This window comes from Microbacterium sp. AC035, assembly GCF_979258485.1.
This window is the reverse complement of the sequence record NZ_OZ409858.1, coordinates 1106870-1121413: the sequence shown is the minus strand read 5'-3', so window position 1 is coordinate 1121413 and position 14544 is coordinate 1106870. Positions and strand designations below refer to the sequence as shown.

At 67.3% G+C, this 14544-nt stretch carries 13 protein-coding genes and 1 tRNA gene; 4 read left to right on the top strand and 10 right to left on the bottom strand.

What is annotated here, in order from left to right; genetic code table 11:
- The first annotated feature begins 3 nt into the window (after positions 1–3).
- Together ACZ0AA_RS05465 and ACZ0AA_RS05460 are read left to right on the top strand one after the other, a co-directional pair.
- Complete coding sequence (locus ACZ0AA_RS05465) at positions 4–777, top strand: ATP-binding cassette domain-containing protein (protein WP_463512346.1); 774 nt, start codon at positions 4–6, stop codon at positions 775–777.
- Between the two features lie 96 nt (positions 778–873).
- Positions 874–949, top strand: a tRNA-Asn gene (locus tag ACZ0AA_RS05460).
- 144 nt (positions 950–1093) lie between these two features.
- Here the strand turns inward: ACZ0AA_RS05460 and ACZ0AA_RS05455 are convergent.
- Positions 1094–1600, bottom strand: a complete 507-nt coding sequence (locus ACZ0AA_RS05455; RefSeq protein WP_400859931.1) for a septum formation family protein — start codon at positions 1598–1600, stop codon at positions 1094–1096.
- 129 nt (positions 1601–1729) lie between these two features.
- The gene (gene def, locus ACZ0AA_RS05450; protein WP_463512345.1) at positions 1730–2296 is read right to left on the bottom strand and encodes a peptide deformylase; all 567 of its coding nucleotides are present in this window, start codon (positions 2294–2296) and stop codon (positions 1730–1732) included.
- Positions 2297–2345: 49 nt separating this feature from the next.
- Here def and ACZ0AA_RS05445 point away from each other — a divergent pair, with 49 nt between their 5' ends.
- A complete protein-coding gene (locus ACZ0AA_RS05445) occupies positions 2346–3347 on the top strand; it encodes a DMT family transporter (protein ID WP_400864549.1) in 1002 nt (333 codons plus the stop codon).
- Positions 3348–3369: 22 nt separating this feature from the next.
- On the opposite strand, the gene pgl is transcribed toward ACZ0AA_RS05445, so the two are convergent.
- Genes pgl through tkt form a run of 6 tightly spaced genes read right to left on the bottom strand, consistent with a single transcriptional unit; the run spans position 3370 to position 11469 of the window.
- Positions 3370–4155, bottom strand: coding sequence for a 6-phosphogluconolactonase (gene pgl / locus ACZ0AA_RS05440; RefSeq protein WP_400859935.1), 786 nt, complete (start codon positions 4153–4155; stop codon positions 3370–3372).
- Positions 4155–5090: a glucose-6-phosphate dehydrogenase assembly protein OpcA gene (locus ACZ0AA_RS05435; RefSeq protein ID WP_400859937.1), complete on the bottom strand. Its 936-nt coding sequence runs from the start codon at positions 5088–5090 to the stop codon at positions 4155–4157. Before ACZ0AA_RS05435 ends, pgl begins: the two co-directional genes overlap by 1 nt.
- Positions 5087–6637, bottom strand: a complete 1551-nt coding sequence (zwf, locus tag ACZ0AA_RS05430) for a glucose-6-phosphate dehydrogenase (RefSeq protein WP_463512344.1) — start codon at positions 6635–6637, stop codon at positions 5087–5089. The genes ACZ0AA_RS05435 and zwf overlap by 4 nt, the downstream gene beginning before the upstream one ends.
- Before the next feature lie 22 nt (positions 6638–6659).
- Positions 6660–8267, bottom strand: coding sequence for a glucose-6-phosphate isomerase (locus tag ACZ0AA_RS05425; RefSeq protein WP_400859941.1), 1608 nt, complete (start codon positions 8265–8267; stop codon positions 6660–6662).
- A complete protein-coding gene (gene tal / locus ACZ0AA_RS05420) occupies positions 8264–9376 on the bottom strand; it encodes a transaldolase (protein ID WP_400859942.1) in 1113 nt (370 codons plus the stop codon). Before tal ends, ACZ0AA_RS05425 begins: the two co-directional genes overlap by 4 nt.
- Positions 9373–11469 (bottom strand): transketolase, encoded by a 2097-nt coding sequence (gene tkt, locus ACZ0AA_RS05415; RefSeq protein ID WP_400859944.1) that lies wholly within the window; start codon positions 11467–11469, stop codon positions 9373–9375. Before tkt ends, tal begins: the two co-directional genes overlap by 4 nt.
- Before the next feature lie 366 nt (positions 11470–11835).
- Here tkt and ACZ0AA_RS05410 point away from each other — a divergent pair, with 366 nt between their 5' ends.
- Positions 11836–12741 carry a heme o synthase gene (locus ACZ0AA_RS05410; protein WP_400864552.1) on the top strand — a complete coding sequence of 302 codons (906 nt, stop codon included), beginning with the start codon at positions 11836–11838 and terminating at the stop codon, positions 12739–12741.
- Here the strand turns inward: ACZ0AA_RS05410 and ACZ0AA_RS05405 are convergent.
- Positions 12687–13130, bottom strand: coding sequence for a hypothetical protein (locus ACZ0AA_RS05405; RefSeq protein WP_463512343.1), 444 nt, complete (start codon positions 13128–13130; stop codon positions 12687–12689). The genes ACZ0AA_RS05410 and ACZ0AA_RS05405 overlap by 55 nt on opposite strands.
- Before the next feature lie 100 nt (positions 13131–13230).
- Positions 13231–14334, bottom strand: coding sequence for a COX15/CtaA family protein (locus tag ACZ0AA_RS05400; RefSeq protein WP_463512342.1), 1104 nt, complete (start codon positions 14332–14334; stop codon positions 13231–13233).
- Between the last annotated feature and the right edge of the window lie 210 nt (positions 14335–14544).

Sequence of the window (14544 nt, the reverse complement as noted above, 5' to 3'; positions counted from 1 at the left end):
AGAATGTTCTCTCGGCCCGAATCGACCAATGCGATCGACACCTCAGATCTGGTGATCGACCGCATCGGGCACAGCGGCCCGACCCGCGCCATCGACGGGGTCAGCTTCTCGCTCGCGCCTGGCGAGCTCATCTGCGTCGCCGGCCCGACCGGCTCGGGCAAGTCCACTCTGGTCGCCGCCCTGGCTGGTTCGACCGATCCGTCCGTCCGGGTCGTGGGCGGCAGCGCGCAGGTCTGCGGAGTCGACATCCGCAGGCCGGGACGCAAGCATCGCGTGCTCACCTACCGCACCGGTTTCGTGCCGCAGGGGGCCGGCGCCGATCTTCCTCCCCAGCTCACGGTCAACGAGGTCATCGCCGAGCCGATCCTGATCCGCGAGAAGCGGGTCAACACCAAGGCCCTGTCCATCCGGGTCGCGACGCTTCTCGACGAGCTGCACCTGCCGCTCGGAACAGCCGCGAAGTTCCCCTACGAGCTCAGCGCCGGGATGCGCCAACGCGTCGCGATCGCCAGATCGTTCGTGCTCGAGCCCCGGGTTCTCATCGCTGATGAGATCCTCGCCAACCTCGACCTCGAAGTGCGACCCGTGGTGTTCGATGCCATCACGCGGCGTCGCAAGGAGCAGGGGATGGGTGCGCTGCTGGTCACGAACGACGCCGACTTCATCCGCGAGCTGAACGCAGAGACGCTCATGCTGCGCGGCGGTCATGTGGTCGCCCGCGGCGTAGGCAAGGACCTGCTGTGGGCCCCGAATGCCGAGGCGGATTCGGGCCACTGACGGAGCTGTGGCCGACACGCCCGACCTTCGGCCCGTGTCACGACCACGCTCTGGAGTTTGCTAGGATTGACGAGTTGCCCGCGCAGCGGAGCACATTCCTCGGTAGCTCAATTGGCAGAGCAGCCGGCTGTTAACCGGCAGGTTCTTGGTTCGAGTCCAAGCCGGGGAGCCAATGAAAAGCCCCTCTTCGGAGGGGCTTTTCCCTTTCGCTCGTCAGTTCTCGGGTCATCTTCCTCGACCAAGGCGAAGACAGCACCGACAACGCGAACGAGGCCCCGTCGACTGACGGGGCCTCGTGCTGTGAAACGACGCCGGATCAGCGTGCAGCGCCCTTGAGCGAGCCGGTGGTCTGACCGGCGGGGTCAGAGATGACGCACTGCACGACGCGGTCGTTCAGCTCGTCCCACGTCTGCTGGGTGGGCGTGATCGGGTAGACCTCGAGCACGGAGTCGTTGAACGCGATGCCGACGAAGGTCGTGTAGGCGTCGCCGATGCACTCCTGCGAGGCGGCGTCGATGTTCTCCTCGGAGAACTCACCGTCGTCCATCGTGATCTCGTAGTAAACCTCTTCGTCGTGCGGCTGGTCGCACGGCACGACATCGGCGTCCTCGATCAGCCCGGTCGCACTAGCCATCTTGCAGTCGCCGAGCTTCAGCGCGAAGATGTCGATGTTCGAACTCTCGGTGACCTGTCCGGTGTCCTCGTCGCGGTCGGCATCGCCCGATCCGCCCCCCAGAATGCCGTTCAGCGCGCTACAGCCGGTCAGTGCGACCGACAGCGCCACAGCAGAACCTGCCAGCGCCAGTGCGCGTCGCGTGCGCATCTTCATCATTTCGTCCCCTCCAGAGCCTCTTGGTGCGCGGGTATATCGATATCCCGCCTCAAGCACGCTATCCGGCTCGGAGTCTGTGATGCAACTCCGAGAAGCCTTTGACTGGGCTGAGAGGTAAGGTCAGCCTTCCAGATCGTCGATGCCGGGCATCCAGCTGGCGCCGGGCTTGCCCCATCCGCGTTTCTTGGCGATCTTCTGCACCGTCTTCCAGTCTCCGTCCGAGAGGCGGTCGATGTAGAGGATGCCGTCGAGGTGGTCGAATTCGTGCTGCATGATGCGTGCACGCCATCCATCGACGGAGATCTCGACAGGAGAACCGTCGATGTCGGTGCCCGTGACGCGCACCCGCTCGGAGCGACGCAGCGGGAACCGCTCGCCGGGGAAGGAGAGGCATCCTTCGGATTCGAGCTCGTCGTCAGGCTCGCCCGGCTCCAGCGGCACCATCCAGAGCTCGGGGTTGATGATGACCCCGCGCCATGGCTGGTCGTCGTCGTCGACGTAGGCGTACGTGTAGATACGCAGGGGCACGCCGACCTGAGGCGCGGCGAGACCGACGCCGGGCGCGATGTCCATCGTCTCGAACATGTCGGAGACGAGGGTGCGGATGTCGTCGGTGATCTCTTCGACGACGGATGCGGGGGAGTGCAGGACGGGATCGCCCATGATGCGAATAGGAAGAACAGCCACGCCATAACCCTACTCGGCGCATATCGCCGGGTAGGGTCGTAGGGTGAGCATCTCCGTATGGACGGCTGGGGCGGAAGACGTCACCGACCAGCTGGTAGGCGCGTTCCAGAACCCGGGACTGCTCCTCGGCATCCCCCTCGCACTCGCGGGAGCGGTCTTCATGTCGCTCGGTGCTCAGTATCAGCACCGCGGCGTCGAGAAGATGGAGCGGCTGAGCGGTGCGGACGGGGCGTCCGGTCTGTCGATGGCTCAGGTGCGCGGGCTGCTGACGCGGCCGTCGTGGCTCGTCGGCACGTTGATGCTCGGCTTGGCCATCGTGTGTCAACTCGCGGCCCTGACCGTCGCGCCGCTGATCGTCGTTCAGCCGCTCGGCGCGATCGCGCTCGTCATGACGACGCTGCTCAATGCCCGCATCTCCGGGCACTCACCCACCAAGCAGTCGATCACGGCGATCGTCTGCTGCGTCGGAGGAATCTTCCTCTTCGTCTTCTTCGCGGCGATCTTCGCCACCGAGAAGGAGGTCACCGACACTGAGCTCTTCACGATCCTGGCGATCCTGCTCGTCGTGATCATCATCCTCGGTGCATGTTGGCTCGTGCTCCGTCACCGCATGCGTGCGCTCTTCTACATCGTCGGCGCGGGAATCCTCTACGGCTTCGTCGCGACGCTCGCGAAGGTCGTCATCAAGCGTGTTCAGGCGGGCAACTTCGACTGGATCACCATCGTCTGCGTGATCGCCCTGATCGCCGCGGCGGCCGTCGGCGCCTACTTCGTTCAGACGGCCTACAGCTCGGGTCCCCCGGATCTCGTCATCGCGGGTCTCACCGTCGTCGATCCGCTGATCGCCGTGCTCATCGGCATGGTCGTGCTCGGCGAGGCGGCCGCCGCACCGCCGTGGGTCCTCGTGATCTTCGCCATCGCCGGCGCGATCGCGGTATGGGGCGTCGTCGGATTGGCTCGCTACCACCCTCAGGTGCTCAGCGACAGCCAGGATCTCGGTATCACCCGCGGAAGCGACGACGCCACGGGTGGCGAGGCGAAAGAGGCCTGAGCCCGACCGACGCCGACCCGGCTCAGTACGCCGGATCGATGAGGTCGGGCGAGACCTCTGAGGCGGCGGCCTCGTCGACGAAGAACACCGTGCGCTTGCGGCCCTTGGCGCCGGCCGCCGGCACGTTCGTGTAGCTGGCGCCGGCAAGGGCGAGGCCGAGCGCCGACGCCTTGTCTGCGCCGGTGAGCACGAGCCAGACACGCTTCGAGGCGTTGAGCACCGGGCGCGTCAGCGTGACTCGCTCAGGCGGCGGCTTGGGGGAGTCCCGCACCGCGAGTGCGGCGGCATCCGTCACCGTGACTTCGGGGCGATCGGGGAACAGGGAGGCGATGTGCCCGTCAGGCCCCACGCCGAGGAAGCAGACGGCGAACGACGGCCACGGGTGCTCCTCGGTGCCGTAGCGCGCGAGCTCCGCGGCGTAGGCCGCGGCGGCCTCGTCGAGAGTGACCCCCTCGCCTGCGGCTGCGACCTCGTGCACGTTCTCGGTCGGAACCGGGATGTGGTCGAGGAGGGCCTCCCGCGACTGCACGGCGTTGCGGTCGGCGTCGTCGCGGGCGACGAAGCGCTCGTCACCCCACCAGAAGTGCACCAGTGACCAGTCGATCTGAGCCGACCGAGGGTCGTCACGCGTCGCGCGCAGGACCGCGGCGCCCATGGAACCGCCCGTGAGGGCGATATGCGCGATGCGGCCGTTGCGCGTGCGGGCGCGAAGCCGGGTCAGGAATCGGTCGGCCACGCTCGCGGCGAGTGCTGCGGGCGTCGGCTCGACCACGACTCGCTTCTCAGCGGATGCTGTCTGCGTCGACATCATTCTCCTGTCTCGGGCGGACCCAGCTTCTCCCAGCCCTCAGTGATCACTCGACCGTACAGGACGTCAGGGTCGAGGCGACGCAGCTCCTCGGCAAGGCACTCTCGCAGGGTGCGGCGGGGGAGGTGCAGGTCGTGATCGGGCTGATCCGGCTGCGTCAGAACCGCGACCCCGGGCGTGGGGCGCTCGAGCAGGATGTCACCGGACGAGCGGTGCAGCCGCACAGACTTGATGCCCTCCTGCCAGCGCTCCGGGTCTTCGTACGACCATTTGACGGGAATGTCGAGGGCCATCTGCAGCCAAGCGGCGAGCAGAGCCGTGGACGGAGAAGCAGAGCCGCCGCGAACCTCCACAGCAGTCACCTCTTCGAACGGGGGCTGATCGAGCACCGCGGCGAGCTGCTCGCGCCAGTGCGTGAGACGCGTCCAGGCGAGGTCGGTGTCTCCCGGAGCATGCGTCTTCCCGAGCTGAGCCAGGCGATCGCGGACATCGGGTGCCGTCGCGGCATCCGTGATGCGTCGCTGCGCGATCTTGCCGAGCGGAGACGCGGCCGGCGAGGTCGGTGCCTCTTCGGGCCACCAGGCGACGACGGGCGCGTCCGGCAGGAGCAGGCCGGTGACCAGGCTCTCTTCGTTGCTCGCGGCGTCCCCGTAAGCGCGGAGAACGACCACCTCGGAGGCTCCGGCGTCGCCACCGACGCGGATCTGCGCGTCGAGTCGTGATTCGCCGTCGCCCGTGGTGAGCACGATGACACGCATGGGATGCTCGCGCGATGCATCATTGGCCGCGTCGATCGCGGCCTCAGCGACGCCGTTGCGGGCGGAGATGATGAGCGTGAGCACACGGCCGAGCGCGACCGCTCCGCCTTCTTCACGCACCTTGACGAGCTGCTTGGCGACCTGGCTGACGGTCGTGTCGGGAAGGTCGATGATCATGGGCGTCTCCACACTCGTCCGTCACGGGCAAGGAGGTCGTCGGCGGATGCCGGACCCCACGAACCGGATGCGTACTGGTCGACCGGGCCGCCCTCGGCTGCCCAGTACTTCTCCACGGGGTCGAGGATCTTCCAGGAGAGCTCGACCTCTTCATGCCGCGGGAACAGCGGCGGGTCGCCCAGGAGGACGTCGAGGATCAGACGCTCGTACGCCTCGGGGCTCGCTTCGGTGAACGCGTGACCGTAGCCGAAGTCCATGGTGACGTCGCGCACGTTGGTCCCGTTGCCCGGCACCTTGGAGCCGAAGCGGATCGTGACGCCCTCATCGGGCTGAACGCGGATCACGAGAGCGTTCTGGCCGAGCTCCGACGTGTTCGAGCGACCGAAGAGGTGCTCCGGTGCCTTCTTGAACACGACGGCGACCTCGGTCACACGCCGTCCGAGGCGCTTTCCGGTGCGCAGGTAGAACGGCACGCCCGACCAGCGGCGGGTGTCGATCTCGAGCTTGATGGCGGCGTACGTCTCCGTGGCGGATTCCGGGTTCATCCCGTCCTCGTCGAGGAAGCCGGTGACCTTCTCGCCACCCTGCCACCCGCCCGCGTACTGCCCGCGGGCGGTGGCGACCGAGAGGTCTTCGGGAACGTGAACCGCGGCGAGCACCTTCTCCTTCTCGGCGCGAAGATGCTCGGCCGACAAGCTGATCGGCTCTTCCATGGCGGTGAGCGCGAGCAGCTGCAGGAGGTGGTTCTGAATGACATCGCGCGCGGCGCCGACGCCGTCGTAGTATCCCGCACGGCCGCCGACGCCGATGTCCTCGGCCATCGTGATCTGCACGTGGTCGACGTAGTTGCGGTTCCAGATCGGCTCGTACAGCTCGTTGGCGAAGCGCAGCGCCAGGATGTTCTGGACCGTCTCCTTGCCGAGGTAGTGATCGATGCGGAAGATCGAGTCGGCAGAGAACGCCACCTCGAGGGCGGCGTTGAGCTCGCGCGCCGACTCGAGGTCGTGACCGAAGGGCTTCTCGATCACGACGCGGCGCCAGCGCTCGTCGTCATCGTCGTTCGCGCCCACGAGACCCGAGTCCTTGAGCTGCTTCGCGACGAGAGGGAAGTCCTTCGGCGGGATCGACAGGTAGAACGCATGGTTGCCCATCGTGCCGCGCTCGACGTCGAGCTGGTCGACGGTCTCTCGGAGCTTGCGGAACGACTCGGGGTTGTCGAACTCACCCGAGACGAAGCGGATGCCCTGGAGCAGCTGCGCCCAGGTCTCCTCGCGGAACGGCGTGCGAGCGTGCTGCTTGACCGCGTCGTAGACGACCTGGGCGAAGTCCTGGTCCTCCCAATCGCGACGGGCGAAGCCGACGAGAGCGAATCCGGGAGGCAGGAGCCCGCGGTTGGCGAGGTCGTAGACGGCGGGCATGAGCTTCTTGCGTGACAGGTCTCCGGTCACACCGAAGATCACGAGGGCGCTGGGCCCCGCGATCCGGTTGAGACGGCGATCATCGGGGTCACGCAGCGGGTTGTGCCCGCGCGAGATGGGAACAGACATCGGTGGGGGATTCTCCTGGCTGTTACTTCTGTGCGGCTTCGAAGAGGGTGAGGACGTCGGCCGACGAGTCGGTGATCGTCAGGGAGACGACCGGGCGGCCGTGCTCGGCCAGAACGCCGGCGTCGCCGGCCGCCTGAGCCTCGATGAGCTGACCGAAGGTGAACGGACGCTCGGGGATCTCGAGATCGACGTCGGTGCGCTCCAGGATCTGCAGGAACACGCCCTGAGCGGGACCGCCCTTGTGATACTGACCGGTGGAGTGCAGGAAGCGAGGACCCCAGCCGAAGGTGGTCGGTCGACCGGAGTCGGCGGCGACGAGCTCGCGGAGCCCCTGCAGCTGCGGGACGTCGAGCCGGTTGACGTATGCCTGGATCGACACGTAGCCATCGGCAGGCAGCGCCGCCCACAGGGCGTCAAGCACGCCTTCGACGGTTCCCGACGCCGCAAGAGCGGGGTCGGACACACGCACCTCGACGCCGTTCTCTACGAAGGCGGGAGCGGTCGGCGCGGGACGCGCGTCGAGCAGACCGCGAGCCGCGACCTTCGCCGACTCGACATCCGGCTGATCGAAGGGATTGATCCCGAGCAGATATCCGGCGATCGCCGTGGCGTACTCCCACACGATCAGCTGCGCACCCAGCGAACCGCTGACGAGGATCTCGCCCTCGTGCTTCTCGCGCAGGTGGAACTCGTTCGCGTCGTCGACGAGCCGCACGATCTGCAGGTCGGACGGCTGCGAGTCGAGCTCGGGCGACACAGGCAGCAGCACGACGGGCAGGATGCCGGTCCCGTCTTTGCCGGTGGACTCCGCGATGAGCTGCTCGATCCAGTCGGGCAGGCCGTTGATGTGCGTGCCGTCGGTGATCAGGCCGAGCTTGTCACGACGCGGCACCGTGGCGGAGATCGCCGCGGCGAGGCGCAGCGCGGGGTTGTCGGCCGAATCGATCGCGACCTCGAGGAGCGAGGCCTCTGCCTCATCGAGGAGCTCATCGATGTCGGCGCCAGCGAGACCGGTCGGCACGAGTCCGAACGCGGTGAGCGCCGAGTAGCGTCCGCCGACGTGGGGGTCGGCGTTGAACACGCGATAGCCGGCTTCGCGAGCGGAGACGTCGAGCGGCGAGCCCGGGTCGGTGACCACGATGATGCGCTCGAGAGGATCGATTCCGACGTCGCGGAAGGCGGCCTCGAACGTGCGACGCTGCGAGTCTGTCTCGACGGTCGAGCCCGACTTCGACGACACCACGAGGGCGGTGCTCTGCAGGCCCTCATCGAGCGCGGCGAGCACCTGGCTGGGTGCGGTCGAGTCGAGGATCGTCAGCGGGACACCGGCGGTCTGGGCGATCACCTCGGGGGCGAGCGAGGAGCCGCCCATGCCCGCGAGAACGATGCGCGTCACGCCCTTCGCCTGCAGATCGGCGCGCAGGGCGACGATCTCGGCGACCAGAGGGCGCGAGACCGACACGGCCTCGACCCAGCCCAGGCGGATCGACGCCTCGGACTCGGCTGCCGGGCCCCACAGAGCCGCGTCGCCGCCGGTCACACGCGAGGCGATGAGATCGTGGACGAGAGCGGGAACCGTCTCGTCGATCGCGACCCGAGCCGCGCCAGAGGCGTGGATCGCAAAGGTCATCGCTGCGCCTCGAGGCCCTCGGCCACCTGCGTCAGCAGGTCGTGCCAGGAGTCGATGAACTTGGCGACGCCCTCGTCCTCGAGCACCTGCGTGACATCGGTGAAGTCGATCCCGAGGTCGGCCAGGCCGGCGAACACCGCGCGGGCCTCTTCGTAGCCGCCTGTGATGGTGTCACCCGCGACGACGCCGTGGTCGAAGGTCGCTTCGAGCGTCTTCTCGGGCATCGTGTTGACGACGTCCTTCGCGACGAGCTCCGTGACATACAGGGTGTCGGGCAGTGCCGGGTCCTTGACACCGGTCGATGCCCACAGCGGACGCTGTGCGTTCGCACCGAGCTTGATGAGGTCCTGAGCTCGCTTCTCGGCGAACTTCTGCTCGAAGAGCTCGTAGGCGAGGCGCGCGTTCGCGAGTCCGGCCTTGCTCTTGAGCGCTTCGGCCTCGTCGGTGCCGATCGCCGAGAGACGCTTGTCGGTCTCGGTGTCGACACGAGACACGAAGAACGAGGCGACCGAGTGGATGCTCGACAGATCGAAGTCGGCGCTGTGCGCCCGCTCGAGCCCGGTCAGGTACGCGTCGATGACCTCGGCGTAGCGCTCGAGGCTGAAGATCAGGGTGACGTTGACGCTGATGCCCGACGCGATCGCCTCGGTGATGGCGGGCAGACCCGCCTTCGTCGCGGGGATCTTCACGAGCAGGTTCGGACGGTCGACCTTGGCCCACAGCTTCTTCGCCTGCTCGACCGTGCCCTCGGTGTCGTGCGCGAGGTCGGGGGAGACCTCGATCGAGACGCGGCCGTCGACGTGGCCCGACTTCTCCCACACGGGGCGGAAGATGTCGAGCGCGGCGGCGACGTCCTGCGTGGTCGCGGCGAAGACGGCCTCTTCAGCCGTCGCGCCGGATGCGGCGAGCTCGGTGACCTGAGCGTCGTACGACGTGTTGTTCTTGTCGGTGATCGCGTTCGCGAAGATCGTCGGGTTGGTCGTGACGCCGACGACGTTGCGGGTCTCGATCAGCTCCGCGAGGTTGCCGGAGGAGATGCGGGTGCGTGACAGGTCGTCGAGCCAGATGCTGACACCGGCTGCTGCGAGGTCTGCGGTGGGGGTGCTCATGCGTTCTCCTTGATGGTCTCGCGTGCGGCCGCGATGACGGCCTCGGTGGTGATGCCGAACTTCTGGAACAGTGTTTTGTAGTCGGCGGAGGCGCCGAAGTGGTCGATGCCGACCGAACGGCCGCGGTCGCCCACGATGCCGCGCCAGCTGAGGACGGAACCGGCCTCGACCGAGACGCGGGCCGTGACGGCCTTCGGCAGGACCGACTCGCGGTATGCCTCGTCCTGCTCGTCGAACCACTCCAGCGAGGGAGCGGAGACGACGCGTACGTTGACGCCCTCCTCGGCCAGAGCTGCGCGGGCATCGACCGCCAGCTGCACCTCGGAGCCGGTCGCGATGATGATCACGTCGGGGGTGCCGTTCGGAGCCTCGGCGAGCACGTACGCGCCCTTCGAGACACCGTCGGTCGACGCGAAGACGTCGCCTTCGGCTGTGCCCTGGCCGCGCTCGAACACCGGGATGTTCTGACGGGTCAGCGCGATGCCGGCCGGGCCCTCGTGACGGCGCAGGATCTCGAGCCAGGCGGCCGAGGTCTCGTTGGCGTCGGCGGGGCGCACCAGGGTGAAGTTCGGGATGGCGCGCAGCGTCGCGATCTGCTCGATCGGCTGGTGCGTGGGCCCGTCTTCGCCGAGAGCGACCGAGTCGTGAGTCCAGACGAAGATGCTGGGGACGTTCATCAGCGCGGCCAGACGCACGGGCGGGCGCATGTAGTCGCTGAAGATGAGGAACGTGCCGCCGAACGCACGCGTCGGTCCGTGCAGCACGATCCCGTTGACGATCGCGCCCATGGCGTGCTCGCGGATGCCGAAGTGCAGCACGCGTCCGTAAGGGTCACCCGACCACTCGTGGGTCGACCACTCGGCCGGGATGAAGGACTTCGAGTCCTTGATCGTGGTGAGGTTCGACTCGGCGAGGTCGGCCGAGCCGCCCCAGAGCTCGGGGAGCTCGGCGGCGAGAGCGTTGATGACCTGCCCTGAGGCTGCACGGGTCGAGACGTCCTTGCCGCTCTCGAAGACCGGAAGGGCAGAGGCGATGTCAGCCGGCAGCTCCTTGGCCTCGAGGCGGTCGAGAAGCGCCTTGCGCTCGGGGTTGGCTGCGGCCCAGGCATCGAACGACTGCTGCCACGCTGCCCGGCTCTCGGCGGCGCGCTCCGCGAGGCCGCGGGTGCGGGAGATGACGTCGTCGGCGACGGCGAAGTGCTCGTCGGCGTCGAATCCGAGGACCTTCTTGGTCGCGGCGAGTTCGTCGCCACCCAGAGCGGATCCGTGGATCTTTCCGGAGTTCTGCTTGCCGGGCGACGGCCAGCCGATGATCGTCTTGAGGATGATCAGCGACGGCTTCGAGGTCTCGCCCTTCGCGGCCTCGATGGCGGCGTAGAGCTCCGAGACGTCTTCGACGTACTCGCCCGTCTTCTTCCAGTCGACGGTCTGGACCTGCCAGCCATAGGCCTCGTAGCGCTTCGCGACGTCCTCGGTGAAAGCGACGTTCGTGTCGTCCTCGATCGAGATCTGGTTCGAGTCGTAGATCGCGATGAGGTTGCCGAGCTCCTGGTGGCCCGCGAGCGACGAAGCCTCGCTGGTGACGCCCTCCTGGAGGTCGCCGTCACCGGCGATGACATAGACGAAGTGGTCGAACGGGCTGGTGCCCGCCTCGGCCTCGGGGTCGAAGAGACCGCGTTCGTAGCGAGCGGCGTAGGCGAAGCCCACTGCGGAGGCGAGTCCCTGGCCGAGCGGGCCGGTGGTGATCTCGACGCCCTTGGTGTGGCCGTACTCGGGGTGGCCGGGGGTGAGCGAGCCCCAGGTGCGCAGCGCCTTGAGATCGTCGAGCTCGAGGCCGAAGCCGCCCAGGTAGAGCTGCACGTACTGGGTGAGGGAGGAGTGTCCGACCGAGAGGATGAAGCGGTCGCGGCCCAGCCAGTCGGTGTCGGTCGGGTCGTGACGCAGGACCCGCTGGTAGAGGAGATACGCGGCCGGAGCCAGGCTCATCGCGGTGCCGGGGTGGCCGTTGCCGACCTTCTCCACGGCATCCGCAGCCAGAAGACGTGCGGTGTCCACCGCGCGTCGGTCGATCTCATCCCACTGCAATTCCGACACTGTGAAGCCCTTCTGCAACTGTTCGAGAGCGCCCGGATTGCACGATCGCAGTCCGCAACGCTACGGAAGGGTGTGATGTGCGCTGGGCGCGCGAGTCATTTCAGCATAGCGCCGAGGTTTGACCCATTACCCCCCTTTACAACGCTCCGCCCTTCCAGTAATTCCATGGATCTGTCACGGCTTCGCCGGGGCCATGGGACCGCGGCTCATCGTTGTTGAAACGCGATTCCGCGACGCCCGGGCGAGGCGGATGCGGAGGGTGGCCATGGGGCCATGACCGGCGACGGGCGAGCCCCTCGTCTCGCGTGCCCTAGACTGGGAAACGCTGTCGTGACGCGTGTGGAGGAGGCGATCGAGATCTCGACGATGTCTGATCAGACCGTTGTTAAGAAGTCCATCGGTCGCACCGTGAAGGCGTACGTCGCCCTCACCAAGCCGCGCGTCCTCGAACTGCTGCTGGTGTCGACCGTTCCGGTGATGTTCCTCGCCCAGGGTGGTCTGCCCGATATGTGGCTGGTGTTGGCCACCGTGATCGGCGGGTCGTTGAGCGCCGGGTCCGCCGCGGCGTTCAACATGTATCTCGACCGCGACATCGACGCTCATATGCATCGCACCGAGAACCGACCGCTCGTCACGGGTGAGATCACCCCGAGGGGCGCTCTCATCTTCTCGTGGACGCTGGCCGTCGTCTCGACCGTCTGGCTGTGGTTCACGACGAACTGGCTGGCGGCGACGCTGTCGGCATCCGCGATCTTCTTCTACGTCGTGATCTACACCATGATCCTCAAGCGCCGCACCGAGCAGAACATCATCTGGGGCGGTATCGCCGGATGCTTCCCCGTGCTCATCGGCTGGGCCGCGGTCACGGGTTCGCTCGACTGGCCGGCGTTCATCCTCTTCGCGCTCATCTTCCTGTGGACGCCGCCGCACTACTGGCCGCTCTCGATGAAGTACAAGGACGACTACGAAGACGTCGACGTGCCCATGCTCGGCGTGACCCGCAACGCCTCGCAGGTCGGGCTCCAGGTCATCCTCTATGCCTGGGCCACCGTGGCCTGCTCGCTGCTGCTGATCCCGATCGCGAACATGGGCCTCGTCTACGGCGTCTCGGCCGCCGTGTTCGGCGGCTGGTTCATCTACGAGTCGCACCGTCTCTACAACCAGGCGGTCCGGGGCAACGAGGCGCGGCCGATGCGAGTCTTCCACGCCTCGATCACCTACTTGACGCTGATCTTCGTGGCCGTCGCGGTCGATCCGCTGCTGCCCTTCTGAGCCTCGTCGTCCTCGTCGATCTGCTCGGCGGCCGCGTCCGTCGCGTCGCTCTCGACCGTCGTGCTCTCGTCGTCGTTGACGGCATCTGATTCAGCCGTCCAGTCGATCGGCTCGACGACCACGGGTGCGGGCGACGGCACGAGCGCCTGCACCGCGCTCAGCCCGACGGCGATCAGCACGCCGATGACGCCTGCGCCCAGAAGCGCGGCGCCGACGACCACGAGCGACTGCCCGACGTACACCTCGATGCCGGTGGCCGTGCCGTCGAGCAGCGTGCTCGTCATGGTGCCGATCTGGCCGGCGATGAGCCAGCCGCCCACGCCCGCTGACGCGAGCGAGAGAACGAGGAGGAGCCAGAAGCCGATGCTGCGTGTCAGGGACTTGTTCATGCCAGCCACGGTGCACGACGAACTGATGAGGGACTGATGTCGCAGCTATGCATCCCCCGTGCCGAGGTTCCGGGGCACGTCGATCGATCGGCTCACTCCGTCACTCCCGGGGCGCGACCGGCTTCTTCAGGTGCAGCACCACGACGGTGTACGCCGCGGCCGAGAGCGACGCGAGCACCATGTGGATGCCGACGAGCAGGGGAGGGAGACCCGTGCGCGCCTGCCAGATGCCGACGCCGACCTGCACGAGGATCGCGAGCACGAGCACGAGCAGCCACTTGCGGGGCTCGAGGCGCAGCACCCACGCCGAGATCGTGAGCGTGGCGACGAGCGCGGCGAGGACGTATCCGGGCCACGCGTGGACGTGCGCCAGGACGGTGGCGTCGAACCCGTGACGCAGCACGTCGGCATCACCTGAGTGCGGGCCGGACCCGGTGGTGAGCACGCCGAAGACGATCGTGACGGCGAGAGCCAGGCCGGTGACGTGGCTCAGGATCGCGAACCACTTCGGGACCGCGCGCTCCCTCGGGCCCGGCTGCCCGTAGAGACGCACCAGGAACGCCGCGGTGACGCACACGAGCAGCAGAGACGACACGTAGTGGAACCCGACGATGAAGGGGTTCAGGCCGGTGAGCACGGTGATGCCACCGACCAGCGCCTGTGCGACGACTCCGAGCAGGACGATCCAGGCGAGGGCGACGAGATCACGTCGTTCGGTCGTCAGACGCAACGAGCGCACCATGGCCGCGATCACGGCGATGAGCAGAGCACCCATCGCGAACGGCGTCGCGGGAAGTGAGAACAGCGACACGATCACGAAGGTGATGATGGCCGCGGCGATGCCGGCAGCCGCGAAACGCAGGGCGGAGAACACCAGCAGCCGGCCGCCGACACGGGCGAGGACGAGCAGCAGGACCGCGAGGGCAATGATGCCGACGACGCCCGTCATGACGCGGTTGCCGAACTCGATGATGCCGTGGATTCCCTGATCGGCATAGATCGGAACGAGCGACTCGGGAGTGCAGAGCGGCCACTCCGAGCATCCGAGGCCGGATCCGGTGAGGCGCACTGCACCGCCGGTGCCGATGATGATCGTCTGGGCCAGGAAAGACAGCCAGGCGAAGACGCGGAGCGCTCGTCCCCAGAGGATCGCATGCGGCGACGCCGGTGCGTTCACGGGGGAGGAGATCGAGGGCTGGGGCATAAGTCTTCTCCGAACCGCCCGGACACGGCGAGCGGCCCTGTCTTCAGGCGGAACCTGTAGAATCGGATTGTTGTGATGAGCGCTTACCGCGCTGAAGCATCACTAACAGTTTAGGCGCGATGGATGCGCCGGTGATGAGGGCCCACCAACGGCACCCGCTCCCGCAGACTCGACGGGGATCAGGTGTGTCGGGGCGGATGACACCGTTTG

Coding starts and splice junctions, on each gene's coding strand:
- ACZ0AA_RS05465 (WP_463512346.1), top strand. CDS start 4: ATGTTCTCTCGGCCCGAATCGACCAATGCGATCGACACCTCAGATCTG.
- zwf (WP_463512344.1), bottom strand. CDS start 6,637: ATGTCTGTTCCCATCTCGCGCGGGCACAACCCGCTGCGTGACCCCGAT.
- ACZ0AA_RS05405 (WP_463512343.1), bottom strand. CDS start 13,130: ATGAACAAGTCCCTGACACGCAGCATCGGCTTCTGGCTCCTCCTCGTT.
- ACZ0AA_RS05400 (WP_463512342.1), bottom strand. CDS start 14,334: ATGCCCCAGCCCTCGATCTCCTCCCCCGTGAACGCACCGGCGTCGCCG.
- tal (WP_400859942.1), bottom strand. CDS start 9,376: ATGAGCACCCCCACCGCAGACCTCGCAGCAGCCGGTGTCAGCATCTGG.
- ACZ0AA_RS05425 (WP_400859941.1), bottom strand. CDS start 8,267: ATGACCTTTGCGATCCACGCCTCTGGCGCGGCTCGGGTCGCGATCGAC.
- pgl (WP_400859935.1), bottom strand. CDS start 4,155: ATGTCGACGCAGACAGCATCCGCTGAGAAGCGAGTCGTGGTCGAGCCG.
- ACZ0AA_RS05455 (WP_400859931.1), bottom strand. CDS start 1,600: ATGCGCACGCGACGCGCACTGGCGCTGGCAGGTTCTGCTGTGGCGCTG.
- ACZ0AA_RS05435 (WP_400859937.1), bottom strand. CDS start 5,090: ATGATCATCGACCTTCCCGACACGACCGTCAGCCAGGTCGCCAAGCAG.
- ACZ0AA_RS05410 (WP_400864552.1), top strand. CDS start 11,836: ATGTCTGATCAGACCGTTGTTAAGAAGTCCATCGGTCGCACCGTGAAG.